Annotated in this window: 18 protein-coding genes; 12 read left to right on the top strand and 6 right to left on the bottom strand. The window is 45.4% G+C overall.

Features of this window, described 5'->3' with window-relative positions; genetic code table 11:
- The first annotated feature begins 48 nt into the window (after nt 1-48).
- From DK430_RS08000 to DK430_RS07950, 11 genes are all read left to right on the top strand, one after another.
- A complete protein-coding gene (locus DK430_RS08000) occupies nt 49-1389 on the top strand; it encodes a Na(+)-translocating NADH-quinone reductase subunit A (protein WP_109078557.1) in 1341 nt (446 codons plus the stop codon).
- 2 nt (nt 1390-1391) lie between these two features.
- On the top strand, nt 1392-2645 hold the full coding sequence (locus tag DK430_RS07995) for an NADH:ubiquinone reductase (Na(+)-transporting) subunit B (protein WP_109078556.1): 1254 nt from the start codon (nt 1392-1394) through the stop codon (nt 2643-2645).
- Entirely contained in the window at nt 2638-3423 is a 786-nt protein-coding gene (locus DK430_RS07990; RefSeq protein ID WP_109078555.1) for a Na(+)-translocating NADH-quinone reductase subunit C, read from the top strand. The genes DK430_RS07995 and DK430_RS07990 overlap by 8 nt, the downstream gene beginning before the upstream one ends.
- Nucleotides 3423-4052 (top strand): NADH:ubiquinone reductase (Na(+)-transporting) subunit D, encoded by a 630-nt coding sequence (locus DK430_RS07985; RefSeq protein ID WP_109078554.1) that lies wholly within the window; start codon nt 3423-3425, stop codon nt 4050-4052. Before DK430_RS07990 ends, DK430_RS07985 begins: the two co-directional genes overlap by 1 nt.
- Before the next feature lie 3 nt (nt 4053-4055).
- Nucleotides 4056-4652, top strand: a complete 597-nt coding sequence (nqrE, locus tag DK430_RS07980) for an NADH:ubiquinone reductase (Na(+)-transporting) subunit E (protein WP_109078553.1) — start codon at nt 4056-4058, stop codon at nt 4650-4652.
- Between the two features lie 11 nt (nt 4653-4663).
- The gene (nqrF, locus tag DK430_RS07975; protein ID WP_109078552.1) at nt 4664-5899 is read left to right on the top strand and encodes an NADH:ubiquinone reductase (Na(+)-transporting) subunit F; all 1236 of its coding nucleotides are present in this window, start codon (nt 4664-4666) and stop codon (nt 5897-5899) included.
- A gap of 158 nt (nt 5900-6057) precedes the next feature.
- Nucleotides 6058-7146, top strand: a complete 1089-nt coding sequence (locus tag DK430_RS07970; RefSeq protein WP_429696972.1) for an FAD:protein FMN transferase — start codon at nt 6058-6060, stop codon at nt 7144-7146.
- 74 nt (nt 7147-7220) lie between these two features.
- Nucleotides 7221-7481 carry a (Na+)-NQR maturation NqrM gene (gene nqrM, locus DK430_RS07965; RefSeq protein ID WP_109078550.1) on the top strand — a complete coding sequence of 87 codons (261 nt, stop codon included), beginning with the start codon at nt 7221-7223 and terminating at the stop codon, nt 7479-7481.
- A gap of 4 nt (nt 7482-7485) precedes the next feature.
- Nucleotides 7486-7860, top strand: coding sequence for a hypothetical protein (locus DK430_RS07960; RefSeq protein WP_109078549.1), 375 nt, complete (start codon nt 7486-7488; stop codon nt 7858-7860).
- 233 nt (nt 7861-8093) lie between these two features.
- Complete coding sequence (mnmA, locus tag DK430_RS07955) at nt 8094-9248, top strand: tRNA 2-thiouridine(34) synthase MnmA (RefSeq protein WP_109078548.1); 1155 nt, start codon at nt 8094-8096, stop codon at nt 9246-9248.
- Between the two features lie 75 nt (nt 9249-9323).
- The gene (locus DK430_RS07950) at nt 9324-10145 is read left to right on the top strand and encodes a hypothetical protein (protein WP_109078547.1); all 822 of its coding nucleotides are present in this window, start codon (nt 9324-9326) and stop codon (nt 10143-10145) included.
- A 95-nt stretch (nt 10146-10240) separates the two neighbouring features.
- Here the strand turns inward: DK430_RS07950 and DK430_RS07945 are convergent, their stop codons facing one another.
- A complete protein-coding gene (locus tag DK430_RS07945; RefSeq protein ID WP_109078546.1) occupies nt 10241-10885 on the bottom strand; it encodes a hypothetical protein in 645 nt (214 codons plus the stop codon).
- A gap of 264 nt (nt 10886-11149) precedes the next feature.
- Here DK430_RS07945 and pckA point away from each other — a divergent pair, with 264 nt between their 5' ends.
- Nucleotides 11150-12766 carry a phosphoenolpyruvate carboxykinase (ATP) gene (gene pckA / locus DK430_RS07940; RefSeq protein WP_109078545.1) on the top strand — a complete coding sequence of 539 codons (1617 nt, stop codon included), beginning with the start codon at nt 11150-11152 and terminating at the stop codon, nt 12764-12766.
- Nucleotides 12767-12833: 67 nt separating this feature from the next.
- On the opposite strand, the gene ppx is transcribed toward pckA, so the two are convergent.
- From ppx to DK430_RS07915, 5 genes are all read right to left on the bottom strand, one after another.
- Nucleotides 12834-14381: an exopolyphosphatase gene (gene ppx, locus DK430_RS07935; RefSeq protein ID WP_109078544.1), complete on the bottom strand. Its 1548-nt coding sequence runs from the start codon at nt 14379-14381 to the stop codon at nt 12834-12836.
- 2 nt (nt 14382-14383) lie between these two features.
- The gene (tamB, locus tag DK430_RS07930; RefSeq protein ID WP_109078543.1) at nt 14384-18268 is read right to left on the bottom strand and encodes an autotransporter assembly complex protein TamB; all 3885 of its coding nucleotides are present in this window, start codon (nt 18266-18268) and stop codon (nt 14384-14386) included.
- Between the two features lie 26 nt (nt 18269-18294).
- Nucleotides 18295-20055 (bottom strand): autotransporter assembly complex protein TamA, encoded by a 1761-nt coding sequence (tamA, locus tag DK430_RS07925; protein ID WP_162616826.1) that lies wholly within the window; start codon nt 20053-20055, stop codon nt 18295-18297.
- Nucleotides 20056-20218: 163 nt separating this feature from the next.
- Nucleotides 20219-20848, bottom strand: a complete 630-nt coding sequence (gene narL / locus DK430_RS07920) for a two-component system response regulator NarL (protein WP_005578040.1) — start codon at nt 20846-20848, stop codon at nt 20219-20221.
- 9 nt (nt 20849-20857) lie between these two features.
- Nucleotides 20858-23359, bottom strand: coding sequence for a class I adenylate cyclase (locus DK430_RS07915; RefSeq protein WP_109078542.1), 2502 nt, complete (start codon nt 23357-23359; stop codon nt 20858-20860).
- Between the last annotated feature and the right edge of the window lie 101 nt (nt 23360-23460).

Raw genomic sequence — 23460 nt, 5'->3', positions numbered from 1 at the left:
TTTGGGTTATTGCTGTATTTTTAATCTAACAAAAGTAGTGCAAACAATATGATTACGATTAAAAAAGGCTTGGATCTTCCTATTGCGGGAAAACCGGAGCAAGTAATCCGTGACGGTAATGCGGTCACTGAAGTTGCTTTGCTGGGTGAAGAGTATGTGGGAATGCGTCCTTCCATGAAGGTTCGCGAAGGAGATGTGGTAAAAAAAGGTCAGGTGCTTTTTGAAGACAAAAAGAATCCGGGCGTTATTTTCACCGCACCTGCCGGCGGCACAATCACAGCAATTCATCGTGGCGAAAAGCGTGTATTACAGTCAGTGGTAATTAAGATTGAAGGCGATGAAGCGCTTTCTTTTGATAAATATCCGGCGGCTGAGTTAAGCTCCTTAAGCGCGCAGCAAGTACGCAAAAATTTACAGGAATCCGGTTTGTGGACAGCGTTTCGCACCCGTCCGTTCAGTAAAGTCCCTGCAGTAGACAGCGTACCTTCATCTATTTTCGTCAATGCCATGGATACCAATCCGTTAGCGGCGGATCCTGCAGTGATTATTGCTGCGTCCGAAAATGATTTCGTAAACGGTTTAACGGTATTAAGCCGTTTACATGAAGGCAACATTCATTTATGTAAAGCGCCTGATAACAAAATTCCGGCATCACATGCAAGCAATGTGATTGTTAACGAATTTTCAGGCCCGCATCCTGCGGGTTTAAGCGGTACCCATATTCACTTTATCGATCCCGTCGGTGCGCATAAGACCGTTTGGTATATCAGCTATCAAGACGTGATTGCTATCGGCAGATTATTTACCACCGGGGAACTTAATGTTGAACGTGTCGTTGCTATTGCCGGTCCGCAAGTGAAAAATCCGCACTTAGTACGTACCCGCATCGGGGCAAATCTTTCCCAATTAACTGCAAACGAATTAAAAGACGGTGAAAATCGCGTGATTTCCGGTTCCGTGTTAAGCGGTACGAAAGCTGCAGGCCCGGTGGATTACTTAGGTCGTTACGCGTTACAGGTTTCCGTGTTGGAAGAAGGGCGTGAGAAAGAGTTTTTAGGCTGGATCACACCGGGTGCAGATAAATTCTCCATTTCCCGTACTACGCTTGGTCATTTTGCGAAGAAATTATTCAATATGACTACCGCAGTGAATGGTGGCGAACGTGCGATGGTGCCAATCGGTGCTTATGAGCGTGTTATGCCGTTGGATATTATTCCGACTTTATTGTTGCGTGATTTAAGTGCGGGAGACACAGACAGTGCGCAGGCTCTGGGTTGTTTAGAGTTAGATGAAGAAGATTTGGCTCTTTGTACCTTTGTTTGTCCGGGCAAAAATGAATATGGTCCGCTGTTGCGTCAAGCCTTAGATAAAATCGAGAAGGAAGGTTAAAAATGGGGTTAAAACATTTTTTTGAGAAAATAGAACCCGCGTTTTTACCCGGCGGAAAATATGAAAAATGGTATGCCCTATTTGAAGCGACATACACCTTTTTATATACACCGGGTACAGTTACGCATAAAGCGTCCCACGTTCGCGATGCTTTAGATTCAAAACGTATGATGGTGCTGGTTTGGCTGGCGCTTTTCCCGGCAATGTTTTACGGGATGTATAACGTTGGTGCGCAATCCTTAACTGCATTAGGTCAGTTGGGTGCGGTAGACATTTTTAACCAAAATGTAGCAACCAATGTGGCTAACGACTGGCATTTTGCTTTGGCTAATGCTTTCGGCTGGTTATCACAAGATGCGGGCGTGCTATCCAAAATGGGGATCGGCGCGTTATTCTTCCTGCCGATTTACGCCGTGGTATTCTTTGTGGGCGGTTTCTGGGAAGTGTTGTTTGCGATGATTCGTAAACATGAAATCAATGAAGGTTTCTTCGTCACTTCCATTTTGCTTGCGCTTATCGTTCCGCCGACATTGCCGTTATGGCAGGCTGCGTTAGCAACTACTTTCGGTGTTGTAGTGGCGAAAGAAGTGTTCGGTGGAGTTGGTAAAAACTTCATGAACCCGGCATTGGCAGGTCGTGCTTTCTTATTCTTTGCCTATCCGGCACAAATTTCCGGCGACTTGGTTTGGACGGCAGCAGACGGTTTCTCCGGTGCAACCGCGCTTTCTCAATGGGCAAGTGGCGGTCAGGCCGCATTGCAACACGCCGTCACCGGTCAACCGATTACTTGGATGGATGCCTTCCTCGGCAATATCCCGGGCTCTATCGGTGAAGTTTCAACGCTCGCGTTAATCATTGGTGCGGCAATTATCGTATTTGCCCGCATTGCATCTTGGCGAATTATCGCCGGTGTGATGATCGGTATGATCGCAACCTCTACGTTATTTAATCTGATCGGTTCTGCAACTAATCCAATGTTTGCGATGCCTTGGCATTGGCACTTGGTGTTGGGCGGCTTCGCATTGGGTATGTTCTTTATGGCGACCGACCCGGTTTCTGCGGCGTTCACCAACAAAGGTAAATGGTGGTATGGTGCATTAATCGGTGTGATGTGCGTATTAATTCGCGTGGTTAACCCGGCCTATCCGGAAGGTATGATGTTGGCGATTTTGTTTGCGAACTTATTCGCACCGATTTTCGACTATATCGTGGTTCAGGCAAATATCAAACGTCGGAGAGCAAGAACAAATGGCTAAATTTAATAAAGATAGCGTAAGCGGTACGGTAACCGTTGTTGTGTTATTGAGTCTGGTTTGTTCTATCGTGGTTTCAGGTGCCGCCGTAGCCCTTAAATCCAAACAAGATGAACAAAAAGCCCTTGACGTTCAACGCAATATTTTAACCGTTGCAGGTTTGATGAAAGAAGACAACGCTTCGGTTATCAAAGATACCTACAACAAATTTATCGAACCTCGCTTGGTAGATTTGCAAAGCGGTGATTTCGTGCAAGCGACAAAAGAAGAAGCGGAACGTTTTGACCCGAAAACAGCAATAAAAGACACCGCACTTAGTCAGTCTATTCCTGCCGATGAAGATAAAGCCGGCATTAAAGTGCGGGCGAAACAAGCCGTGGTTTATTTGGTAAAAGACGAACAAGGGACAGTAAGCCAAGTGGTTCTGCCGATGTATGGTCGCGGTTTATGGTCAACCATGTACGGGTTCGTTTCCGTTGCGCCGGATGCCAATACCATCAAAGGAATTACCTACTATGACCAAGGTGAAACGGCAGGTCTTGGCGGTGAAATCGCTAACCCGCGTTGGCAGGCTCAGTTCGTCGATAAGAAATTATATGACGAGCAAGGCAACCAAAAATTCAAAATCTACAAAGGCACATCAACCGATAAAGAACATGGCGTAGACGGTTTATCAGGTGCAACCTTAACCTCAAATGGTGTTCAAGGTTCATTTGATTACTGGTTCAGCCAAAACGGTTTTGGTCCATTCTTAGCAAAATTTAAAGCGGGGGCAAGATAATGGCTGATGCAAAAAGCAATTTAAAAGCACTTTTGCTTGATCCGATTGCGAAAAACAACCCAATTGCGTTACAAATCTTGGGTATTTGTTCTGCATTGGCAGTAACTACCCAACTGCAAACGGCCATCGTAATGGCGATTGCGGTATGTTTGGTGACCGGTTTTTCCAGTATGTTCATTTCAATGATTCGTAACTACATTCCGAACAGTATTCGTATCATTGTGCAACTTGCGATTATCGCCTCTTTGGTAATCTTGGTTGACCAGGTGTTGAAAGCTTTCGCTTACGGCTTGTCCAAACAACTTTCCGTATTCGTCGGTTTGATTATCACCAACTGTATCGTAATGGGGCGTGCGGAAGCCTTTGCCATGAAATCCCGTCCGTTAGAAAGTTTCGTGGACGGTATCGGTAACGGTTTAGGCTACGGTGCGATTTTATTAATCGTAGCAACCTTGCGTGAACTCATCGGTTCCGGTCGTTTACTGGGCTTCCCGGTATTACAAACCATTCAAGACGGCGGTTGGTATCAACCGAACGGTTTATTCCTTCTTGCACCAAGTGCGTTCTTTATTATCGGCTTCGTAATTTGGGGCTTAAGAACGTGGAAACCTGAGCAACAGGAGAAATAATCAATGGAACATTATATTAGCCTATTTGTGAAGGCGATCTTCATTGAAAACATGGCGCTTTCCTTTTTCTTGGGAATGTGTACTTTCCTTGCCGTATCTAAGAAAGTGTCAACGGCATTTGGCTTAGGCGTGGCGGTAACGGTGGTGCTTGGTATTTCCGTACCGGCGAACCAATTCGTGTATGAGCATGTATTGAAAGACAGCGCTTTGGTTGAAGGCGTGGATTTATCGTTCTTAAGCTTTATCACTTTCATCGGGATTATCGCGGGTATCGTTCAAATTCTTGAAATGACCTTAGATAAATTCTTCCCGGCGTTGTATAACGCACTTGGGATTTTCCTTCCGCTCATCGCCGTAAACTGTGCGATTTTCGGGGGCGTATCCTTTGCCATCCAACGTGAATATACTTTCGCAGAATCTGCCGTTTACGGTATCGGCGCGGGCTTGGGTTGGATGTTGGCAATCGTTGCGTTGGCGGGCTTAACTGAGAAAATGAAATATTCTGACGTGCCGGCAGGTTTACGCGGTTTAGGGATCACCTTTATCTCCGCAGGCTTGATGGCGCTTGGCTTTATGTCATTCTCCGGTATTCAGTTATAAGGAGTGCATAAATGAGCGAAACTACAATTCTTTTACTCGGTGTTGCAGCCTTTACCGCTATCGTTTTGGTGCTCGTTGCAATCATCTTGTTTGCTAAATCCAAATTGGTGGATTCCGGCGATATTACCATTCAAATTAACGACGATCCGAACAAAGCCATTACCTTACCGGCAGGCGGTAAATTGCTCGGTGCCCTTGCCAGCAAAGGTATCTTCGTGTCATCCGCTTGCGGTGGCGGCGGTTCCTGCGGTCAATGTGTCGTGAAAGTGAAAAGCGGCGGCGGTGAAATTTTACCGACCGAGCTATCCCACATTACCAAACGTGAAGCGAAAGAAGGCTATCGTCTGTCTTGCCAAGTCAACGTGAAAGGCAACATGGATATCGAATTGCCGGAAGAAATCTTCGGCGTGAAAAAATGGGAATGTACCGTTATTTCTAACGATAACAAGGCAACTTTCATCAAAGAACTTAAATTGGCGATTCCTGAAGGTGAAGAAGTGCCGTTCCGTGCCGGCGGTTATATCCAAATTGAAGCGGAACCGCATACGGTTTACTACAAAGACTTCGATATTCCGAAAGAGTACCACGAAGATTGGGACAAATACGATTTATGGCGTTATGTGTCAAAAGTGGACGAGCATATTATCCGCGCTTACTCCATGGCGTCTTATCCGGAAGAAAAAGGCATTATTATGCTGAACGTGCGTATCGCAACACCTCCGCCGCGTGTGCCTGATGCGCCTCCGGGACAAATGTCCTCTTATATTTGGTCATTAAAACCGGGTGATAAAGTGATTATTTCTGGTCCGTTCGGTGAATTCTTTGCGAAAGAAACCGACGCCGAAATGGTGTTCATCGGTGGTGGTGCGGGTATGGCGCCAATGCGTTCCCACATCTTCGACCAGTTAAAACGTTTACATTCCAAACGTAAAATGTCCTTCTGGTATGGTGCCCGTTCTAAACGTGAAATGTTCTATGTGGAAGATTTCGATCATCTGCAAGAAGAAAATCCGAACTTCCAATGGCATGTGGCGTTATCCGATCCGTTGCCGGAAGACAATTGGACAGGTTACACCGGCTTTATTCACAACGTGCTTTATGAAAACTACCTGAAAAACCATGAAGCACCGGAAGATTGTGAATACTACATGTGCGGACCTCCGGTCATGAACGCTGCGGTAATCAAAATGTTGAAAGACCTCGGCGTTGAAGATGAAAACATCTTGTTGGATGACTTCGGTGGTTAATGCCTTGTAGGTTTAAAAACATCGTAAAAAATGACCGCACTTTATGTTGAAGTGCGGTCGAAATTTACAGCGTTTTTCATGTTGATTCATCACACGCAAACCAATTTCAACAGTTGGTTTGCGTGTGATCCATTTCATATCAGGAAAGTATTGTGCAAATGACGAAATCTCTCGCGCGCGGGTTTGCCCTTGCCGCGATGGCGTTGGTATTAAGCGCCTGCGATCAACCGACGGCATCGCAACAAGCGAATTCGCCGCAAACGGCGACGCCAAAACATGAAGCCGAAATCGTATCCCTTACCGGTAAAACCATGGGAACGACTTATCACATTAAATATGCAAACAACGGCGACGTTTCTATCGCATCACAACAGGCGCACGAACAAATTGATGCGATTTTAAAAGATGTAAATGCGAAAATGTCCACTTACATGAAGGATTCCGAACTCAGTCGTTTTAATCAAAACATAGAAACCAACGCGCCGATTGAAATTTCTGCGGATCTTGCCAAGGTGGTGAAAGAAGCGATTCGCTTAAATCAGGTGACACAAGGCGCATTGGATATTACTGTCGGACCGGTGGTAAATCTTTGGGGCTTTGGTCCGGAAAAACGCGTTGAAAAACAGCCGACGGCGGAGCAAATCGCCGAACGCCAAGCGTGGGTGGGCATTGATAAATTGTCACTTACTGAAGAGAGCGGGAAGTTTTTCCTAACAAAAGCCATGCCGCAACTTTATGTGGATCTTTCCTCTATCGCCAAAGGCTTCGGCGTCGATCAGGTGGCAGATTATCTGGAAAGCATTAAGGTACAAAACTACATGGTGGAAATCGGTGGCGAAATTCGTGCCAAGGGCAAAAATGCCGAAAGCAAGCCATGGCAAATCGCCATTGAACGCCCGACCTTTGACGGCAAACAAGCCGCCCAGCAGATTATCGGTTTGGAGAATATGGCGATGGCGACATCAGGCGATTATCGTAATTATTTTGAACAAGACGGTGTGCGCTTTTCCCACGAAATCGATCCGAAAACCGGCTATCCGATTCAACACGCCTTGGCGTCAATCACCGTGTTAACACCGACTTCCATGACCGCCGACGGGCTTTCCACCGGCTTATTTGTGTTGGGAGAACAAAAAGCGTTGGAAGTGGCGGAGCAGGAAAAACTGCCGATTTTTATGATTATCAAAGACGGCAAGGGCTATCGCACGGAAATGTCCTCGGCGTTCAAGCCGTTCTTGGCACAGTAAAAAAACACAGCTAAAAATGACCGCACTTTTTTGTCATAAGTGCGGTGGATATTGAGATTATTTATGGAGCGATTATGAAATTATTTTTAGTGACTTTCGGGATTTTCATCCTCATCATCTTAGCCATGGCACTGGGTTATATCGTTAAACGCCAAGCCCTTAAAGGCAGTTGCGGCGGGTTGTCTTCCTTAGGTATCGCCAAAGCCTGCGACTGCGACAAGCCTTGCGACACACTTCAATCAAAACTCGATGCAGGTGACGAACAAGCCAAAGCGGAATACGAACAAAAATTTGCGAAGAAAGATGATGACTCGCAGTTTTATGAAGTGAAGTAAAACCATGAAATTATCAAAATTTATTTCTTCTTCGTTTTTATTAATGATTTCATCTTTTGCTTTTGCCGGGCATTATCCCGCAAAGGTAAATTCGGATATTAATCTTTATGCTGATGCTGAGTTTAATAAAGCGGTTGTTTCAGTCAAAGAAGGCGCATGGCTAAATACGATGCCAATGTTTTCCACTGCTGAAGTGCGTTATGGCATGGGCTCACTTTATATTTCAGAAGAAGATGCAAAGAAATTAGTCGATCATAAACCATTCGCAATTGAAAAAGGTATTTTTCATGATGATGAAGATGATAGCGGTAATGCATCTTCTCCTGATGTGCTTGTCCAAAAAGATACACCTATTTATAGCAAGTCCGTCTTAGATTAAACCGAAAATGAAATAAAAGATATGCCAACCTTACTTATATTGAAAGCAACAGACATCCCTTGTCCGACGTTTAAAGAGGTGGTCGGAAAATCAGGAAAAACCTTTTACAAAATTTCTTTTAATGATGAACCCTCTTATATTCTGAAAGAGGATACTTCAATTATTCATTAAAAGAACATTATTATTGTTCAACAACCAATGTGCTTCGCCTTAACCGAAGTTACGGGAGAATTATGTTAACTTCAAACACTTATAACCAACGCTTTCCAAAATTAACCCCAGAACAACTCGCCGAAAATGCCACTAAAAAAGTGATTTGCGGGATGTCTGGCGGGGTCGATTCCTCCGTTTCCGCTTTCATTCTTCAACAACAAGGCTATCAAGTAGAAGGCTTGTTCATGAAGAATTGGGAAGAGGACGATGATACGGATTATTGCACCGCGGCAGCGGATCTCGCCGATGCGCAAGCCGTATGCGACAAGCTTGGCATTAAATTACATAAAATCAATTTTGCGGCGGAATATTGGGATAACGTGTTTGAACATTTTCTCAGCGAATACAAAGCAGGACGCACGCCGAATCCGGATATTCTGTGTAACAAGGAAATCAAATTTAAAGCGTTCTTAGAATACGCGGCGGAAGATTTGGGGGCGAATTATATTGCTACGGGGCATTATGTTCGTCGTGCAGGCGATGATGACAACGCTCAGCTATTACGTGGTTTGGATGCCAATAAAGATCAAAGCTATTTTCTTTACACCTTAAGCCACAAACAAGTGGGACAAAGCCTATTCCCCGTCGGCGATATTGAAAAGCCCATTGTGCGTGCTATCGCGGAAGATTTAGGCTTGGTCACGGCGAAGAAAAAAGATTCCACCGGCATCTGTTTTATCGGTGAGCGCAAATTTAAAGATTTTCTGGCGCGTTATTTGCCGGCACAACCGGGCAATATTCGCACGGTGGACGGCGACATTATCGGTCGTCATGACGGTTTGATGTATCACACTTTGGGGCAGCGCAAGGGCTTAGGCATCGGCGGTGTAAAAGGCGCAAGCGAAGAGGCTTGGTATGTGGTGGAAAAAGATCTGGTGAATAACGAACTGATCGTGGCGCAAGGGCATGATCATTCTGCGTTGCTTTCTACGGGCTTAATTGCGCAGCAATTACATTGGGTCGATCGCCAACCGATTCGCTCAACTTTACGTTGCACGGTGAAAACCCGTTATCGCCAAACGGACGTGCCTTGCACCATTGAGCCGATTAACGACGAAACCATCAAAGTCATTTTTGACGAACCGCAAATTGCCGTCACCCCGGGACAATCGGCGGTGTTCTACTTGGATGAGGTTTGCCTTGGCGGCGGTATTATTGAACAACAATTAAAATAAATGCGAATTAAAAGTGCGGTCAAAAATTCATGTGTTTTTTTGACCGCACTTTTTTGTTACTTAAGGACGACGTTTATGCAGCGTATTTTATTAGGATGTATTTTAACTCTGTTTTCCACCGCACTTTTTGCCAACCTAAAAACCGATTTAGCCTTATTAAATCTGAAAGGGCCGGTTAAAAAATGGGAAAGGAAATTAATTGAACGGGACAGTTCTCGGGTTGAGGAACGCGAGACTACTTACTTTAATCCGCAGGGGTTCAAAACCAAAGAAGAGGTTTTGGGGCATTTTACACAGGTGCTAAACTTTGTTTATGACGAACAAGGGCGTTTGGTGAAATCGTTTTCGGATGGTGATAATCATTTTACGGAGTATCACTATCGTGCCAATTCGGATGGTACTCTGACCGTCATTCAGGAATTCAAACCGGAAGGCGATTCAAAGCGAGTGATATCTGAAAATACCTATGATAAGAATGGGTTGTTGTTGATTGAAAAAACAGAAGACGAGTCCTGTGAAGAGGATTGTGAAAAACTTGAAAACGGACTGAATAAATACCGTCACCATTATGATGAATACGGCAATATTGTAGAATCCCGAAATGAAATATTTGGCGGTGAGCCTTTTAAATATGTAAACAAATATATTGAAGGGAAATTAGTTGAACAAACGCAATTTGCACATGGAGGACGGGAAGTGACGACCTTTGATACTCATGGACATAAAATTAAATTTGAAGTGTTTCCCCCTTACGGTTTCGGCGACGGTCGCATATCTTCCGTCATCAGGTGGAAAAATACGTTGGATAGTCATGGAAATGTGGTGAAAATTGAAGCGTTTGATGAGAATAATCATCCGACCAACACCATTGTTGAAAATTCATACGAATATTATTAGGGTAAAGTGCGGTCAAAAAAACACTTAAATTTTTCACCGCACTTTACCCAACAAAAAGCCACCTTTTTAGGTGGCTTTATTTTTTCGTGGGAATGTCAGTTTTTCACAAACTCGCTGAAGGTGAGTTCATATTCATCACCGTCGCGGTTATAGGAAATAAATCGAGGGAATTTTTCGCCTTCGTGTTTTTTCACCACAATGTCTTTATTGCCGGTTTTAAATTGATAGGTGATTTCGGTCACGTCCTGTTTGTTGTATTTAATCTGTTTTTTACTGGTGTTCAGCACCACATTTTCCATCGGGTAGAGTTTTTTGCCGTTGGTGATTTGGAAGCTGTTCGGCAGTTTATCGTAGTAACTCAACTGGAATGCCACCGTGAATAAATCGTAGGTCGGCAGGGTTAAGTCTTCGGTTTTTAAGCCGTCTTTCACTTTGCCGTATTCAATTTTGCGGTTGGCGATTTTGGCTTCCGCATAAGGCTTGTCGTTACGTGTGTCTTTATAACTTAACATATTGAAAAAGTTGCTACTTTGTGCGCCTTTGGACGTGAATTGAATGTTGTATAACGGCACGTTGATGTTGGCTTTAATGGTATATTCAAAGCCGTCTGTTTTAAAATGCACGTACGCAGGCATTAAATAATTGGAGCTGTATTTGATGTTTAAATCCACGGGATCCGCAGCCCATGCGCCGGGGATGTAAAGTAAAACGGCAAGTAAAAAGGTTTTGAATAATTTCATGTTGTTCCTTTTGAGTAGTGGAGTCATTGTGTTACTTAGAACGGGGGCTGAATCATAAGTTCCCGTTGAAAGTGCGGTGGTTTTTTATATTGTTTTTAACGTATAGCGAAAATGCTTCTCAAATTGGTGGATAAATTTACCCTAAAACCCAATAAAAAATAAAGTAATGTTCAAATATTTGATCAAGCTAACAGTTTTTGGGTAGAAATTTTCATAGAATATGCTCAATTTTTAATTTTAACTTTTAACACAATGAGGTGAAGTATGACAGATGTAAACAAAGTAATTAAAGAACTTGAAGCAATTGGTATCCATAACGTAAAAGAAGTGGTTTATAACCCAAGTTATGAACAACTTTTTGAAGAAGAAACCAAACCGGGTTTGGAAGGGTTTGAAAAAGGAACCTTAACCACAACCGGCGCGGTAGCCGTGGATACCGGCATTTTTACCGGACGTTCTCCTAAGGATAAATATATCGTTTTAGATGACACCACCAAAGACACCGTGTGGTGGACTTCCGACGCGGCGAAAAACGACAATAAACCGATGACGCAAGACACTTGGGCAAGCTTGAAAGACATTGTTACCAAAGAGCTTTCCGGCAAACGTTTATTTGTTATCGACGGTTTCTGCGGCGCCAGTGAAAAAGACCGCATTGCGGTGCGCATCGTGACCGAAGTGGCATGGCAGGCGCATTTCGTGAAAAACATGTTTATTCGTCCGACCGATGCCGAACTCAAAGATTTCAAACCAAGCTTCGTGGTGATGAACGGTTCTAAATGCACCAACCCGAACTGGAAAGAACAAGGTTTGAATTCCGAAAACTTCGTAGCATTCAACTTAACCGAACGCATTCAATTAATCGGCGGTACATGGTACGGCGGTGAAATGAAGAAAGGTATGTTCTCCATGATGAACTACTTCTTACCGTTGAAAGGCGTGGGCGCAATGCACTGTTCCGCTAACGTAGGTAAAGACGGTGATGTGGCTGTGTTCTTCGGTTTATCCGGTACCGGTAAAACCACCCTTTCTACCGATCCGAAACGCGAATTAATCGGTGATGATGAACACGGTTGGGATGATGTAGGTATCTTTAACTTTGAAGGTGGTTGCTACGCGAAAACCATTCACCTTTCCGAAGAAAACGAACCGGATATTTACCGCGCAATCCGTCGTGATGCATTGTTAGAAAACGTGGTTGTTCGTGCAGACGGTTCCGTGGATTTCGACGATGGTTCAAAAACCGAAAACACCCGTGTGTCTTACCCGATTTATCACATCGATAACATCGTTAAACCGGTTTCCCGTGCAGGTCACGCAACCAAAGTGATTTTCTTAACCGCAGATGCATTCGGTGTATTACCGCCTGTTTCTAAATTGACACCGGAACAAACCAAATACTACTTCTTGTCCGGCTTTACTGCGAAATTAGCGGGTACAGAACGTGGTATTACTGAACCGACTCCAACATTCTCTGCCTGTTTTGGTGCGGCATTCTTAACCTTACACCCAACCCAATATGCGGAAGTGTTGGTTAAACGTATGCAAGCGGCAGGTGCGGAAGCTTACTTGGTGAATACCGGTTGGAACGGCACAGGCAAACGTATCTCCATTAAAGATACACGCGGCATTATCGACGCCATCTTAGACGGCTCTATTGAAAAAGCCCAAATGAGCGAATTACCAATTTTCAACTTGGCAATTCCTAATGCATTACCGGGTGTTGACCCAGCCATCTTAGATCCGCGTGATACTTACGCAGACAAAGCGCAATGGGAAACCAAAGCGAAAGATCTTGCCGGTCGTTTCGTGAAAAACTTCGAAAAATACGCGACTAATGCAGAAGGTAAAGCCTTAATTTCTGCCGGTCCTAAAGCGTAATCGGCGTTAAATAATAAAAATCCCCGTGATGAGAAAATCGCGGGGATTTTTTTATGTGTCATTTAAGTTAATTTGCCGACAGACTTAATTCCAGCGTTTGTAAAAAACGATTTTCCAATGCCAGATCGCTCTTCACCAATGGATTATGTTCCAGGTAATTTGCTTCAAATTCCAACTGCCAGTTATTTAAAGTGCGGTCGGTTTTCAGGGTGATTTTTTCGGTTTTCTCGGTGGCCTGACGGGAGCGGTTGATGATCGCTGCCAAACGTAAAATACGAACGAGGGCTAACACATCTTTTTCGTGATAACGGGAGAATTTGAACATCTCCGGCAGTTTGAAATTGCCGCTATGATAGCGCACCAGCGTAGAAAGCAGGCGATGTTGTTCGTTATCAAAACCGGGCAGTTCCGTGTTGTATAAAATATACGCGGAATGCTTTTGCATGGCTTTGTGATTAATTACAATGCCCACTTCATGCAAACGCGCCGCCCAGAAAAGCACATCTTGCATTTCCGGAATCAGTTCGGCATTTTGCCAAGTGCCATATTGGTTAAACAGCAATGCGGCGCTTTGATACACCCGTTCCGCCTGTGCCTGATCGATATTAAATTGCTCCGCTAAACCGAGCGCCGTGCGTTCCCGAATATTATTCACCTGAAAATTTTGTTCCAGACTATACATGACGCCTTCGCGTAATGCTCCGTCGGAATAACGCATTTTATCAATGTGAAAGTTCTCAAATACCGCGCTTAAAATCGCCAGACCCGGCACGAAAACATCGGCACGATCGGGGTTCAAGCCGTTAAACTTCAGTTGATTAAAATGGGCGTATTGTAGGGTTTGCTCAATGAGTTGATTTAAGCGATACGCTGTGATCGTGCCGTTGGCATCGATATTTTCACAAATAACCTGATGAACGGTTTTAATCGTACCCGACGAACCGAGCACTGATTGCCAGCCGAGATTGCGATATTCCCAAGCGAGATCTTCGATTTTATTTAATGCGCTTTGTTTGGCTTGACGGAAATTTTCCTCGCTGATTTCGCCGTTCGGAAAAAATTGTTTGGCAAAGCTGACACAACCCATGTGGCGGCTTTCGTAAATTAACGGCGTGAAGTTATCGCCGATAATCATCTCCGTGGAACCACCGCCAATGTCGATAACGAATTTCCGCCCGGTTTCCGGCTGGGTGTGGCAAACGCCGGCATAGATGGTTTTGGCTTCGGTTTTGCCACTGATGATATTAATCTGATAAGGAAAGACCTTAGCGGCTTGACGTAAAAATTCATCGTTATTTACGGCGCGGCGTAAGGTGTAAGTGCCGACGACGCTGACGTTTTCGGCGGAAAATCCCTGCAAACGCTCGGCGAATAACGCCAGACAATTTACCCCACGTTCAATCGCCGCTTGGTTTAGTACCTGGTGTTCATCCAACCCTTCGGCAAGTTGCACTTTTTGCTTCAAGCGGGATAACACTTGCAATGTGCCGTTGACGATGCGGGCGATGATCATGTGAAAGCTGTTGGAGCCCAAATCAATGGCGGCGATTTCACGGACTTCGCCACGTCGTGCATGGAGTTGGTTAGCTTTATTCAGTAAATTTTCGTTATTCATAGTTAAAATTCAAATTGATACAGTAAATCAAAGGCTTGATTAACGCCCGAAACGGATTGTACATAAAGTTGCGGCAGCAGGCGATAACGCAAGGTGACTTCGGCTAAACCGTCAAATAATCCGACGCCATATTTAACTTGTAGTCGCGGCGTAATGCTGCCGCTTACTTCCACTTTTGAGCTGTCGCCGACTCCGGCTGTACCTAGATTCAGATCTTTGATGCCGAAGGCTTTACCGATGCCGCCGACCACATTGCCGCTTTTGGCAAGCCCCATGCCTAAGAGTGCAGCCCCCACGGAACCGCTGGACGCGGCATCTCCGCTACTTTCTAAAGAGCGTCCGCTCAGAATATAGGATAGGGCTTGATCCTGCGGCATTCCCGGTTCAGAGAAAATCGTTACGTTTGGCGCGGTCGCTATGCCGTTCACTTTCACACCGGCAGTGACGCTTGCATCTTCCATGGCTTCCGGATTCCGAATCGCTTCGATATTCAGCATGGGTTGTGAAGGTTGACCGACAAAACTGATGAGTCCTTTACGAATCAGCAAGTCCTGCCCGAAGGAGGCGTAACGACCATTTTTCAGGTTTACTTCGCCGTAAAGCCCCAGATTGCCTTTTTCCTGTTTCACCGAGAGTAATCCGTGCAAATGGGTTTTTAAACCGTAAGCGTTGAGGCTGACATCATCACCGATATTGATTCTTAAGTCAGAACGAATTGCCATGCCGCTTTGGGTTTCAGAGGGTAAATTTTTCGGCAGATTTGTTTTTTCTTTACCGTCCAAAATCACTTCGTCGGAACTCACTGCCACGGCACTGTCAGGCAGGCTTTCAATGGCAATGCGCGCCCAAGGAATATCAATATTGCCGGACAATTCCAACAGTTTTGGCGTGGCGCTGATGTCGATATTCGGGCTGATTTGCAGTCTTGCCATGGACGGAATATCCACTTTAAATTTATCCGCCTCGGCGTGTAAACGGGTGCGCCAGTCATTTACATTTTTCCAATTTGCTTCACCGCTTAGGTTTAAACGGCTGTCGGCGGTTTTTACGTAACCTTGTAGTGTGGAGCTGGTGCCGGCAAAGCGCAGTGTTAACTCACTTTCGGTAATGTCAAAAGGCAACGAACGTATTTTGGCACCGAGTTTGTTGAGGCGAACATCACCGTTAAGGGTCGGCGCCGTTAAGCTGCCGCCTAAAGTCAGATTCGCGTTAAGTTCGCCGTTGACCTGTTCGCCACCATTAAGCAGTTGATTGGCGAGATTGAGATTTAGGTTTTGAACATTGAAAGTACCGGCCAGTTTACGCGCGTTGACAATATCCGAGAGCTTCAAATCCGTTCCGATTCTGCCTTGATTCTGAATATGAATATCGGATTTCAGCGCCAGATTATTGTTCGCCAGATTCGCGTTTAAGCTGATTTGCGGAATCGCTAAGCGGAATGTTTTGCGATCCACTTTTTGCGTCACAGACAGATTATTGCCGTTAACTTGCACTTCGGCGAGTAACGGCTTGTCGGTAAACCAGGCTACTTTACCTTTGCTGTTTAATTGCCCGTTGAGTAATTCCTGTTCAAGCAGTTTATTGACGAACGCCAGATCGAAGCGTTTGATGTCAAAGGGCACTTCGCCGTTAGCGCCCACTTTAAAGGTTTGCGGGAAGCATAAATCTGCCTGACTGTGCATCCAGCAATGGGCGGAGATCGTCGCTTCGGCGGTTTTATTATCATAGGTGACGGCAACATTCTGGTTGGTTTGCAGGTTGCCGAATTCCGATTTAATCATCATTTGGCTTAGCGTGCCTTTCCATTGCTGTAAAGTGCGGTCGAAATTTCCGGTTAAATTTAAGTTGGCGGCGACTGGGTTGCCGTCTGATTGTAATTGCAGGCTATGTTTTTGTTCATCGCCGCTTGCCGTTAATTTGAGTTGATTGACGTTAATGTCATTGTAATTAAAGCCGTTTAAATTTACCTCAAGCTGACCTTTAATGTGTTCCGTACCGTTAATGTCGCCTTTAATCAGCGCCTGATTCAGGTGCATTTGCTGAAAGGTAAAACGGCTGGCGGTTAAATCTGCATAGATGTGCGGATTGGCGAGGCTGCCGTTGAGTTTCACATTGCCTTTTAAGCCAGCCGATAAATCTGCCCATAAGCCTTGTAAATTCGGTGCGTTAATGTTCAGATTAAAATCCGATTGATCGCCGATATGTCCTTGTGCGTTGATTTTATTCTCGCCGTAAGTGAGCAATAACTGCGGCACATTAAGCAATTGCCGGTCACCCGCCGTTAAGTTGCCTTTTAAGTTGAGCGGACGTTGGGACAGCGTTCCTTGAATATCCAACTCTGGCACATCAACTTGCCAACCGTTTGAGTTCGCTTTACCTTGCGAGCTTAATTTGCCCGATAACACTGCCGGGAAAGCGGCTAAGTAATTGCCTAAATTGATTTTGGCAAGTTGTAAACGGCTGTCCCAGGCAATGCCGTCACGCCAGTTCAGATTGCCTTGCAGTTCCGCCGAGCCGTTTAAGGCTTTCAGCAACAAACGGTTAATTTCCACGTTAGATAAATGGCTGACCGCTTGTAACTCAAGGGTATTATTGGGAATGCCCATGCCGCTGACCGCACCGGTTAAATTGACTTGCGCCGCCAGTAAGTCACCGTTCACGGTTAAATCCAACCCATGAATTTTTAGCGGATCTTTATTATCAACCGGATATTGCGCTTTGTCGGCAACGAAATGTAATGTTAACGGTAGTTTTGGCGCGGCAGGTTGAACTTTTGCCTCCAGTTTTGCCTCTGCCGCCCCTTGGGTCTGCAACAAAAGTGCGGTCGTTTTTTTCAGCGTTCCTGAAAGGGATAACTCTATTTTACTTGCCGGCAGCAGCACTTCGTCGTTTTGTTTGAAGGTGTTGAAATCGCCCGACAGATTGAATTGCACCGGAAAATCTTCGTTTAGTTGCATTTTCCCGTTCGCCGTTAAATCGCCGAGATTGCTATGCACGTCAAATTTTTGCAACTGCACCACATCATTGGTAGCGTCCGCTTGCAGTTCGGCGGAGGACACCTGAATATCCTGCAGCGTTTCCTGTTTTTCATTAACGAGTTGATATTGCCAGTTTTTGCCGTCAATGCTTTGAACGTGCATATCAAACGGCAACTCGATTTTTTGCAAATCGGCAAGCAGCGGTCGGCTCAAATTCTGTTCTACTTTTTCCCAGTTAATCGGCGGGCTTGGTTCTGCCTTTTCTGTTTTGATTTCGTTTGTTTTCTCGGCGTTTTCATCCATTTGCTGAAGAAAACGGAAATCATGGATTTGGGTGGGAGATACGGTTAAACCCGTTTCGTTATTTAATGTCGCGGCGGTGTGAAAGGTTGCCAACGTCATGTGGTGTTTATCGATCAATAAACTTAACTCACTCACCGCAACCTGCTTAATGTGCACGCCAATGGGCAGGGAAATCCGCTTCATCGGCGCACTTTCTTTGCGTGTCGGTTCCGATGGGGGCAACAGGGCGGTATCAATTTGAACGCTTGGTTGTTGTAGGCGGATGTCATCAATACACATATCTAAACGCCACAAGCAGCTTAACTGCATTTGAAGGCGGGCTTCGGCTACTTGTGTGCCGATGCCTTCCGTTTGAAAACGGAGATTTTTCAGCACCAAGCCTTCACTCAAGTTACCTTCGATTTGTTCAATGGAAAGGGCATCGACAACATCATCCGCCCAGCGAATCAGCCGGTGCTGCCCACTTTCCGTGGCGAGCATGCCGAGCAGGGCAAAAACAGGTAAAAAAACGACCGCACTTACGGCGCATAAAATGCGACGCCACTTGCTTTTTTTTCTTTTTGGCTTTGACGGCGTTTGCAAGGCTTGTTCCGTGTGTTCTGTCATGTTCTTATCCGTTCTGCTAATTCTTGTTATAACTCGGCGCCCAGCCCGATATAAAATTGAATATTTTTGCTGTTGTCCTTATCGCGCACCGGTGTGGCAATATCGAATTTTATCGCGCCCACCGGCGATGCCCAACGCACGCCGACACCGGTGCCGTAGCGCAATTCGTTGGTATCGAAAGCGTTTGCCGCCAGCCCGCTATCCACGAACGTGGCAAGCCACCAGTCCGGATAAACCTGATATTGATATTCGATGGAGCCGGTGAGTAAGCGCGAACCGCCGATAAGTTTGCCGTTGCGGTCTTTCGGCGAGATTTTTTTATAGCCGTAACCGCGCACGCTACGATCGCCGCCGGCAAAGAAGCGCAAAGACGGCGGAATACGATGAATATTGGCGGTATTCAGCACACCGATTTCCAAGCGGGTGAGAAACCGATGGTTTTGTGCATAGGTGCGAATCCAAGCAGTCGATGCCTGAATTTTCCAGAAATCTACGTCAGACAGCCAAAATTTGCGTCCTAAATCAAAGGTGATACGTTGTGAATCGCCCCAATCGGGAAACGCACCGCCGCGCAAACGGGTGCGGGTTAAGGACGTAGTCGGATACAGCAACAGTGTCTTATCGGAAATATCCGCCTGCGTAAAGGAATCGTGACGCACCCTTAAACCTAAAGAATATTGCCAGCCCGTCGGGTGGTTCCAGTAGCGCAAAGCGGCGAGCGTGGAGGCGGTGGTTTTGGTGTCGTTTTTATTTTCATTTTCAAAACCCGCCGAATATTCATAGTAATAATTCAGCGGATTTTTCAATAAAGGGTGTTTGTAAGTCAGTTCTAAGGTCTGTTTCGGCGACGAAAGATACAGATTGCTTCTGACGCTATGCCCGCGATCGTTAATCCAAGGCTTGGTCCAGCTCCATTGCAGACGCGGACCCACATCGGTGGAATAACCGATACCCACGTTCATGATGTTTTTCTTACGCGGATAAAGCAACACATCCAGATCCACCAGCTTCTTTTTATCGTCCAAATGAGGTTGCAACAGCACCGAACTAAACCAGTTGGTTGAAGAATAGTTATTGGTGAGGGTGGAAAGGTCATTGAGCAGATAGTCTTCACCGGGTTGAATATTCAGCATATTACGCAAATAGTCTTCGCGAATTTGCGCGTGTTGGAAATTGATTTTGCCGTAGCGGTAGCGTTCGCCGCTGTTAAAATCCAACTTCCACCATGCCTGATAAGTGGAGGGCATTACTTCTAAGCGGGAGGTTGCAAATGCCGCATCAAAATAGCCACGGGTCAGAGCAAGTTGTTGCAGGGCGCTTTTGTAATTGTCGTAGGTTTCGTGATTGAGGATCGTGCCGGGTTTCGGTACGTTTCTTTCCAGTTTAACAAATTCCGGATCTTCATCCGCCTGCCCGCTGATAAGTACATCGGTGGCGGCGATTTTCACCGGATTGCCTACGGTGACATGGGCGATTAATAAAGGTTTGTTGGGCTTGGCACGATTTTTGAGTTCAAAACTGACCGCACTTTCGTAGTAACCGAAGGCGCGCAAGCCCTTATCCACCGCTTGACGCACTTGGTCTTGATAGCGCTCGGAGCCGTCCATTTCTTCTTTTTCAATGGCATTGGTATAAATGTGCACGTTTTCATTTAATTTGTTGTTTTTAATTCCCGCGATTTGCAAGTCCACGAGATGTTCCGCCCATAAAAACGGCGGCCAAAACAAACAAATGCCGAAAACGGTTTTCGTTGCCCAATGTATTATCTGCTTGCCCGATTGCTTCATACCTACCCCAAAAGTAAAACGCTTGTAGTGTACCCGTTAGGCTAAAGCCCTGCAATGCAAAGTGCGGTGGATTTTCAAAATATTTCTTGAGGTCGGTCAAGGGGTTCTCATAAAAATAGCCGGCGATAATACCGGCTATTTGAGAGGTTATTTGGAAAACGGCTTAGCCGTTTTTATGTTCGAAATACAACACCGTCGCCGCCACGCGGGAATGGACGTTCAGTTTGCGCAGCAAATTACGAATATGCACTTTCACGGTTTCTTCCGAAATGAATAATTGCCCTGCAATTTGCTTATTGGAAAGCCCGGTGGCGATTAAACGCAAGACGTCCATTTCGCGATCGGTGAGGGAATAAATGGGCTCTTGCGAGGATTGACGTTCCAGTAATAGATTTTTGATGGAATCGCTTAAAATTACTTCCCCTTGGGCGATTCGTTTTAGCTGGGAAAGCAAAGTGTCGGGTTCGGTGTCTTTTAATAAATAACCGTCCGCGCCGGCGTCAATTAAGGTGAAAATGTCATTTTTCGCATCGGAAACGGTGAGGATCACGATTCGCGCATCCACCCCTTCGGCCCTCAAGGCTTTAAGCGTATCCAAGCCGGATAAGCCTTTCATGTTGAGATCCAAAATGATCAGGTCAGGCGAGGTTTGTAATGCCAGATTAATGCCTTCGGTGCCGTTTCCTGCGCCGCCGACAACCTCAAAACCTTCTTCCAATTCAACAAGTTGTTTGATACCACGGCGCATTAACGGGTGGTCGTCAATAATTAATACTTTTAATTTATCAGTCATATAAAACCTTTAGGATAACGCCAGACGGCTGTGGAACGGAACGATTGTCGTACCTTCCTTGGTGGCAACCAGTTGATAAAATTGTGGATAGTTAAAATCACGTTGCACAATTTTATACGGATTCTCATTTTCATCCAAGCCTGAGAACTGATAAATTCGGTTTATCTCGTGAATTTTTTTCTCTTTGGTGCCGTCGCAGTTGCGATAAATCTCAATACGATTCAGTTCATCCAAAATATACACGTTGAAACTGCCGTTTGCGTTATCTTCAAAGAAAAATTGCAGAAAACCTTCACTGGCGAACATGTCGATTTCGTGCGGATATTTTTGCGGTTTGGCTATTTTTGGTTCGGTAGCTTTTACCTTCGCATTAAGTGCGGTGTCTAATTGGCGTGTTTTGTCAACTTCCGCCTGATGGATTTCCTGCAAACTGATACCGCGCTCTTCAAAGAAAAATTGCCAGTTTTTACCCGCCACGCGTAACAGGTTATTTTTCGGCGGCGCGGCGGTTCCCACTTGAATGCTGATACATTTATTAATCAGCGTGGTAACAATGCGACGCAAGGCGTGGCGATAATAACGGCTGTAACAGAACACCTGCACCTGCTTCGGTAACGGTGCGCCGCGATAAATTTTGTTGGAAAGCACTTTTAACGCCAATAAAATTGCGTTTGCACCTTCAAAATGTAGGGTGCGGATTTCATTCCACACGTTGCGATAGGTGAGATCGATACTGCCCACTAAGCTTTCTTCATTCGGTCCGAAGCTGAATAAATCGCTGGATTGAATGCTGGATTTGACATCCGTTAAATGTTGGGTCGGATCTTGCGTTAAGTTGACGATAACCGCCAGATTACGAATTTCACAAGGGTGGCTTAACTCGGAATTGCCGGTGAACGGGCTTTCCGGCGGGAAAGCCAGCCGTAAATCGGTGACATATTGGCGCAGGGTTTTTAAATCCACATTTTCGCTGGTAATAAACAGCTCGGTGTTGGCGGTCAGTAAGCGGTTAAAATAAGCCCACGCCACCAGTTTATTCAGGCTTTCGTTGTATTCCGTGTAACGCGGTCGGCTGAAGCCTTGCACCGTCGGTGTTTGATTCACCAAATACCAACCGTCTTTAAAGCGGCGGTTGTTTTTCACTTCAATGAAGGTGAGATATTTTTCCGATAAATCCACTGCCAGCTGCGGATTGAGCAGGGTAACTTTGCCTGGCAACTCCTCAAATGCGGTATAGAGTTTGCGGGTTAAAATACTCATATCTTGCGGAATAATGCTGGCATTAACCTGATGTTTGCGGGCAAAATTCACCAAGTTGCGATAACTTAACATCAGGAATTTAATCAAGTCGTTGTGTACTTTGGTGGTTTGTTTGATTTTCCATTGCGCACGGTGATTTAGATGCTCCAGCTGACCGCACTTCCAGCCCCATCGCTGTGTGAGTTTGAGTAATTCGTCCAGACGCCAGTTGCTTTGTTCCGGTTCCACTTCATTTTCATGGACTTTAATATAAAAACAGCAACGCACGAAATCCAGGCGCTTGAATTCCTTTTGTTGGGTCAAATAAGCGGTAACCCGCTGTAACATGGCAAGATAAGCGTCAAATTTATGTTCCGGTTTTAATTGATTGCTCAATAGCGCCTGTTTGAACTCGCGGGCGATCAAAAAGGTGTTGGGGTAATCGTGTGAATAGGCTTCCAGCAATAAAATTTTGAGCAAGGATTTATATGGATAATCGATCCCTTTATACAGCTGCCACAGGCTTGCGCCGAAATATTCGTTTGCGGATAAACTGCCTAAACCGCCGAAATCCACCCAATCGTTTAAATCCAGTTCGCCATTTTGCGCCAAACGTTCAATTTCCCCTTCGTAATCCGCTTCATTTTCAATAGGCAAATGCAACCATAACAACGGTTTACCGGCAAGCCGAATGGCGGAACGGTAAAATTCATCCAGTAGCAACATATATTGCGCCGAACCGCAGTTTTCAATGCCGACAGGTTCCGTATCCTGAAAACAACGAAAGCGCTTTTGATCCATCAGATAGAAGTTAATTTCCACGTGAAACCGCTTCGCCCATTGTTGAATCAGCTCGGTTTTTTGTTGTAATAATTGACGGGCGGTTTGGCTTAAATCTTCCCGATGGCAAACCCAAATGTCCAAATCGGAAGACGGCGTTTGCGCAATGGAGGCGATGCTGCCCATAACATACACGCCGTGAATCGCCCGCTCGCGAAAAGTGCGGTGGGATTTTAAAATGTTTTTGATGCTATCTGGCGAATAGTTATGTTTGAGATAATTTTGCTGAAATTTATTGGCGATAAAATGCGTAATTCCGCCCGGCGCGTCGGCAACATAGCCGGGCAAATCGGGATGGTTGAAATGTAACAACAGCGGAATGAGCCGAAAAACTTGTTGAAAGGATTCAGGCGTGTCGGCTAGGGTGCGCTTTATGCGTAGTTTATCTAAATAATCTACACGTTTGCGGGCTTTATTGAGATCAAACTTCAAGTAATATCCTAACCTATGACAACGGGAAGACTGAGTTGGCGCTTACTCTACCATCGGCGCGCGCCGAAAGCAAAAAAATTAAATGGAAACTGACATTTCGG

The organism is Aggregatibacter kilianii (assembly GCF_003129965.1).
GTDB classification, from domain to species: Bacteria; Pseudomonadota; Gammaproteobacteria; order Enterobacterales; family Pasteurellaceae; genus Aggregatibacter; species Aggregatibacter kilianii_A.
Note: the sequence above shows the minus strand (reverse complement) of the source record. Positions and strands in the feature narration are given on the sequence as shown.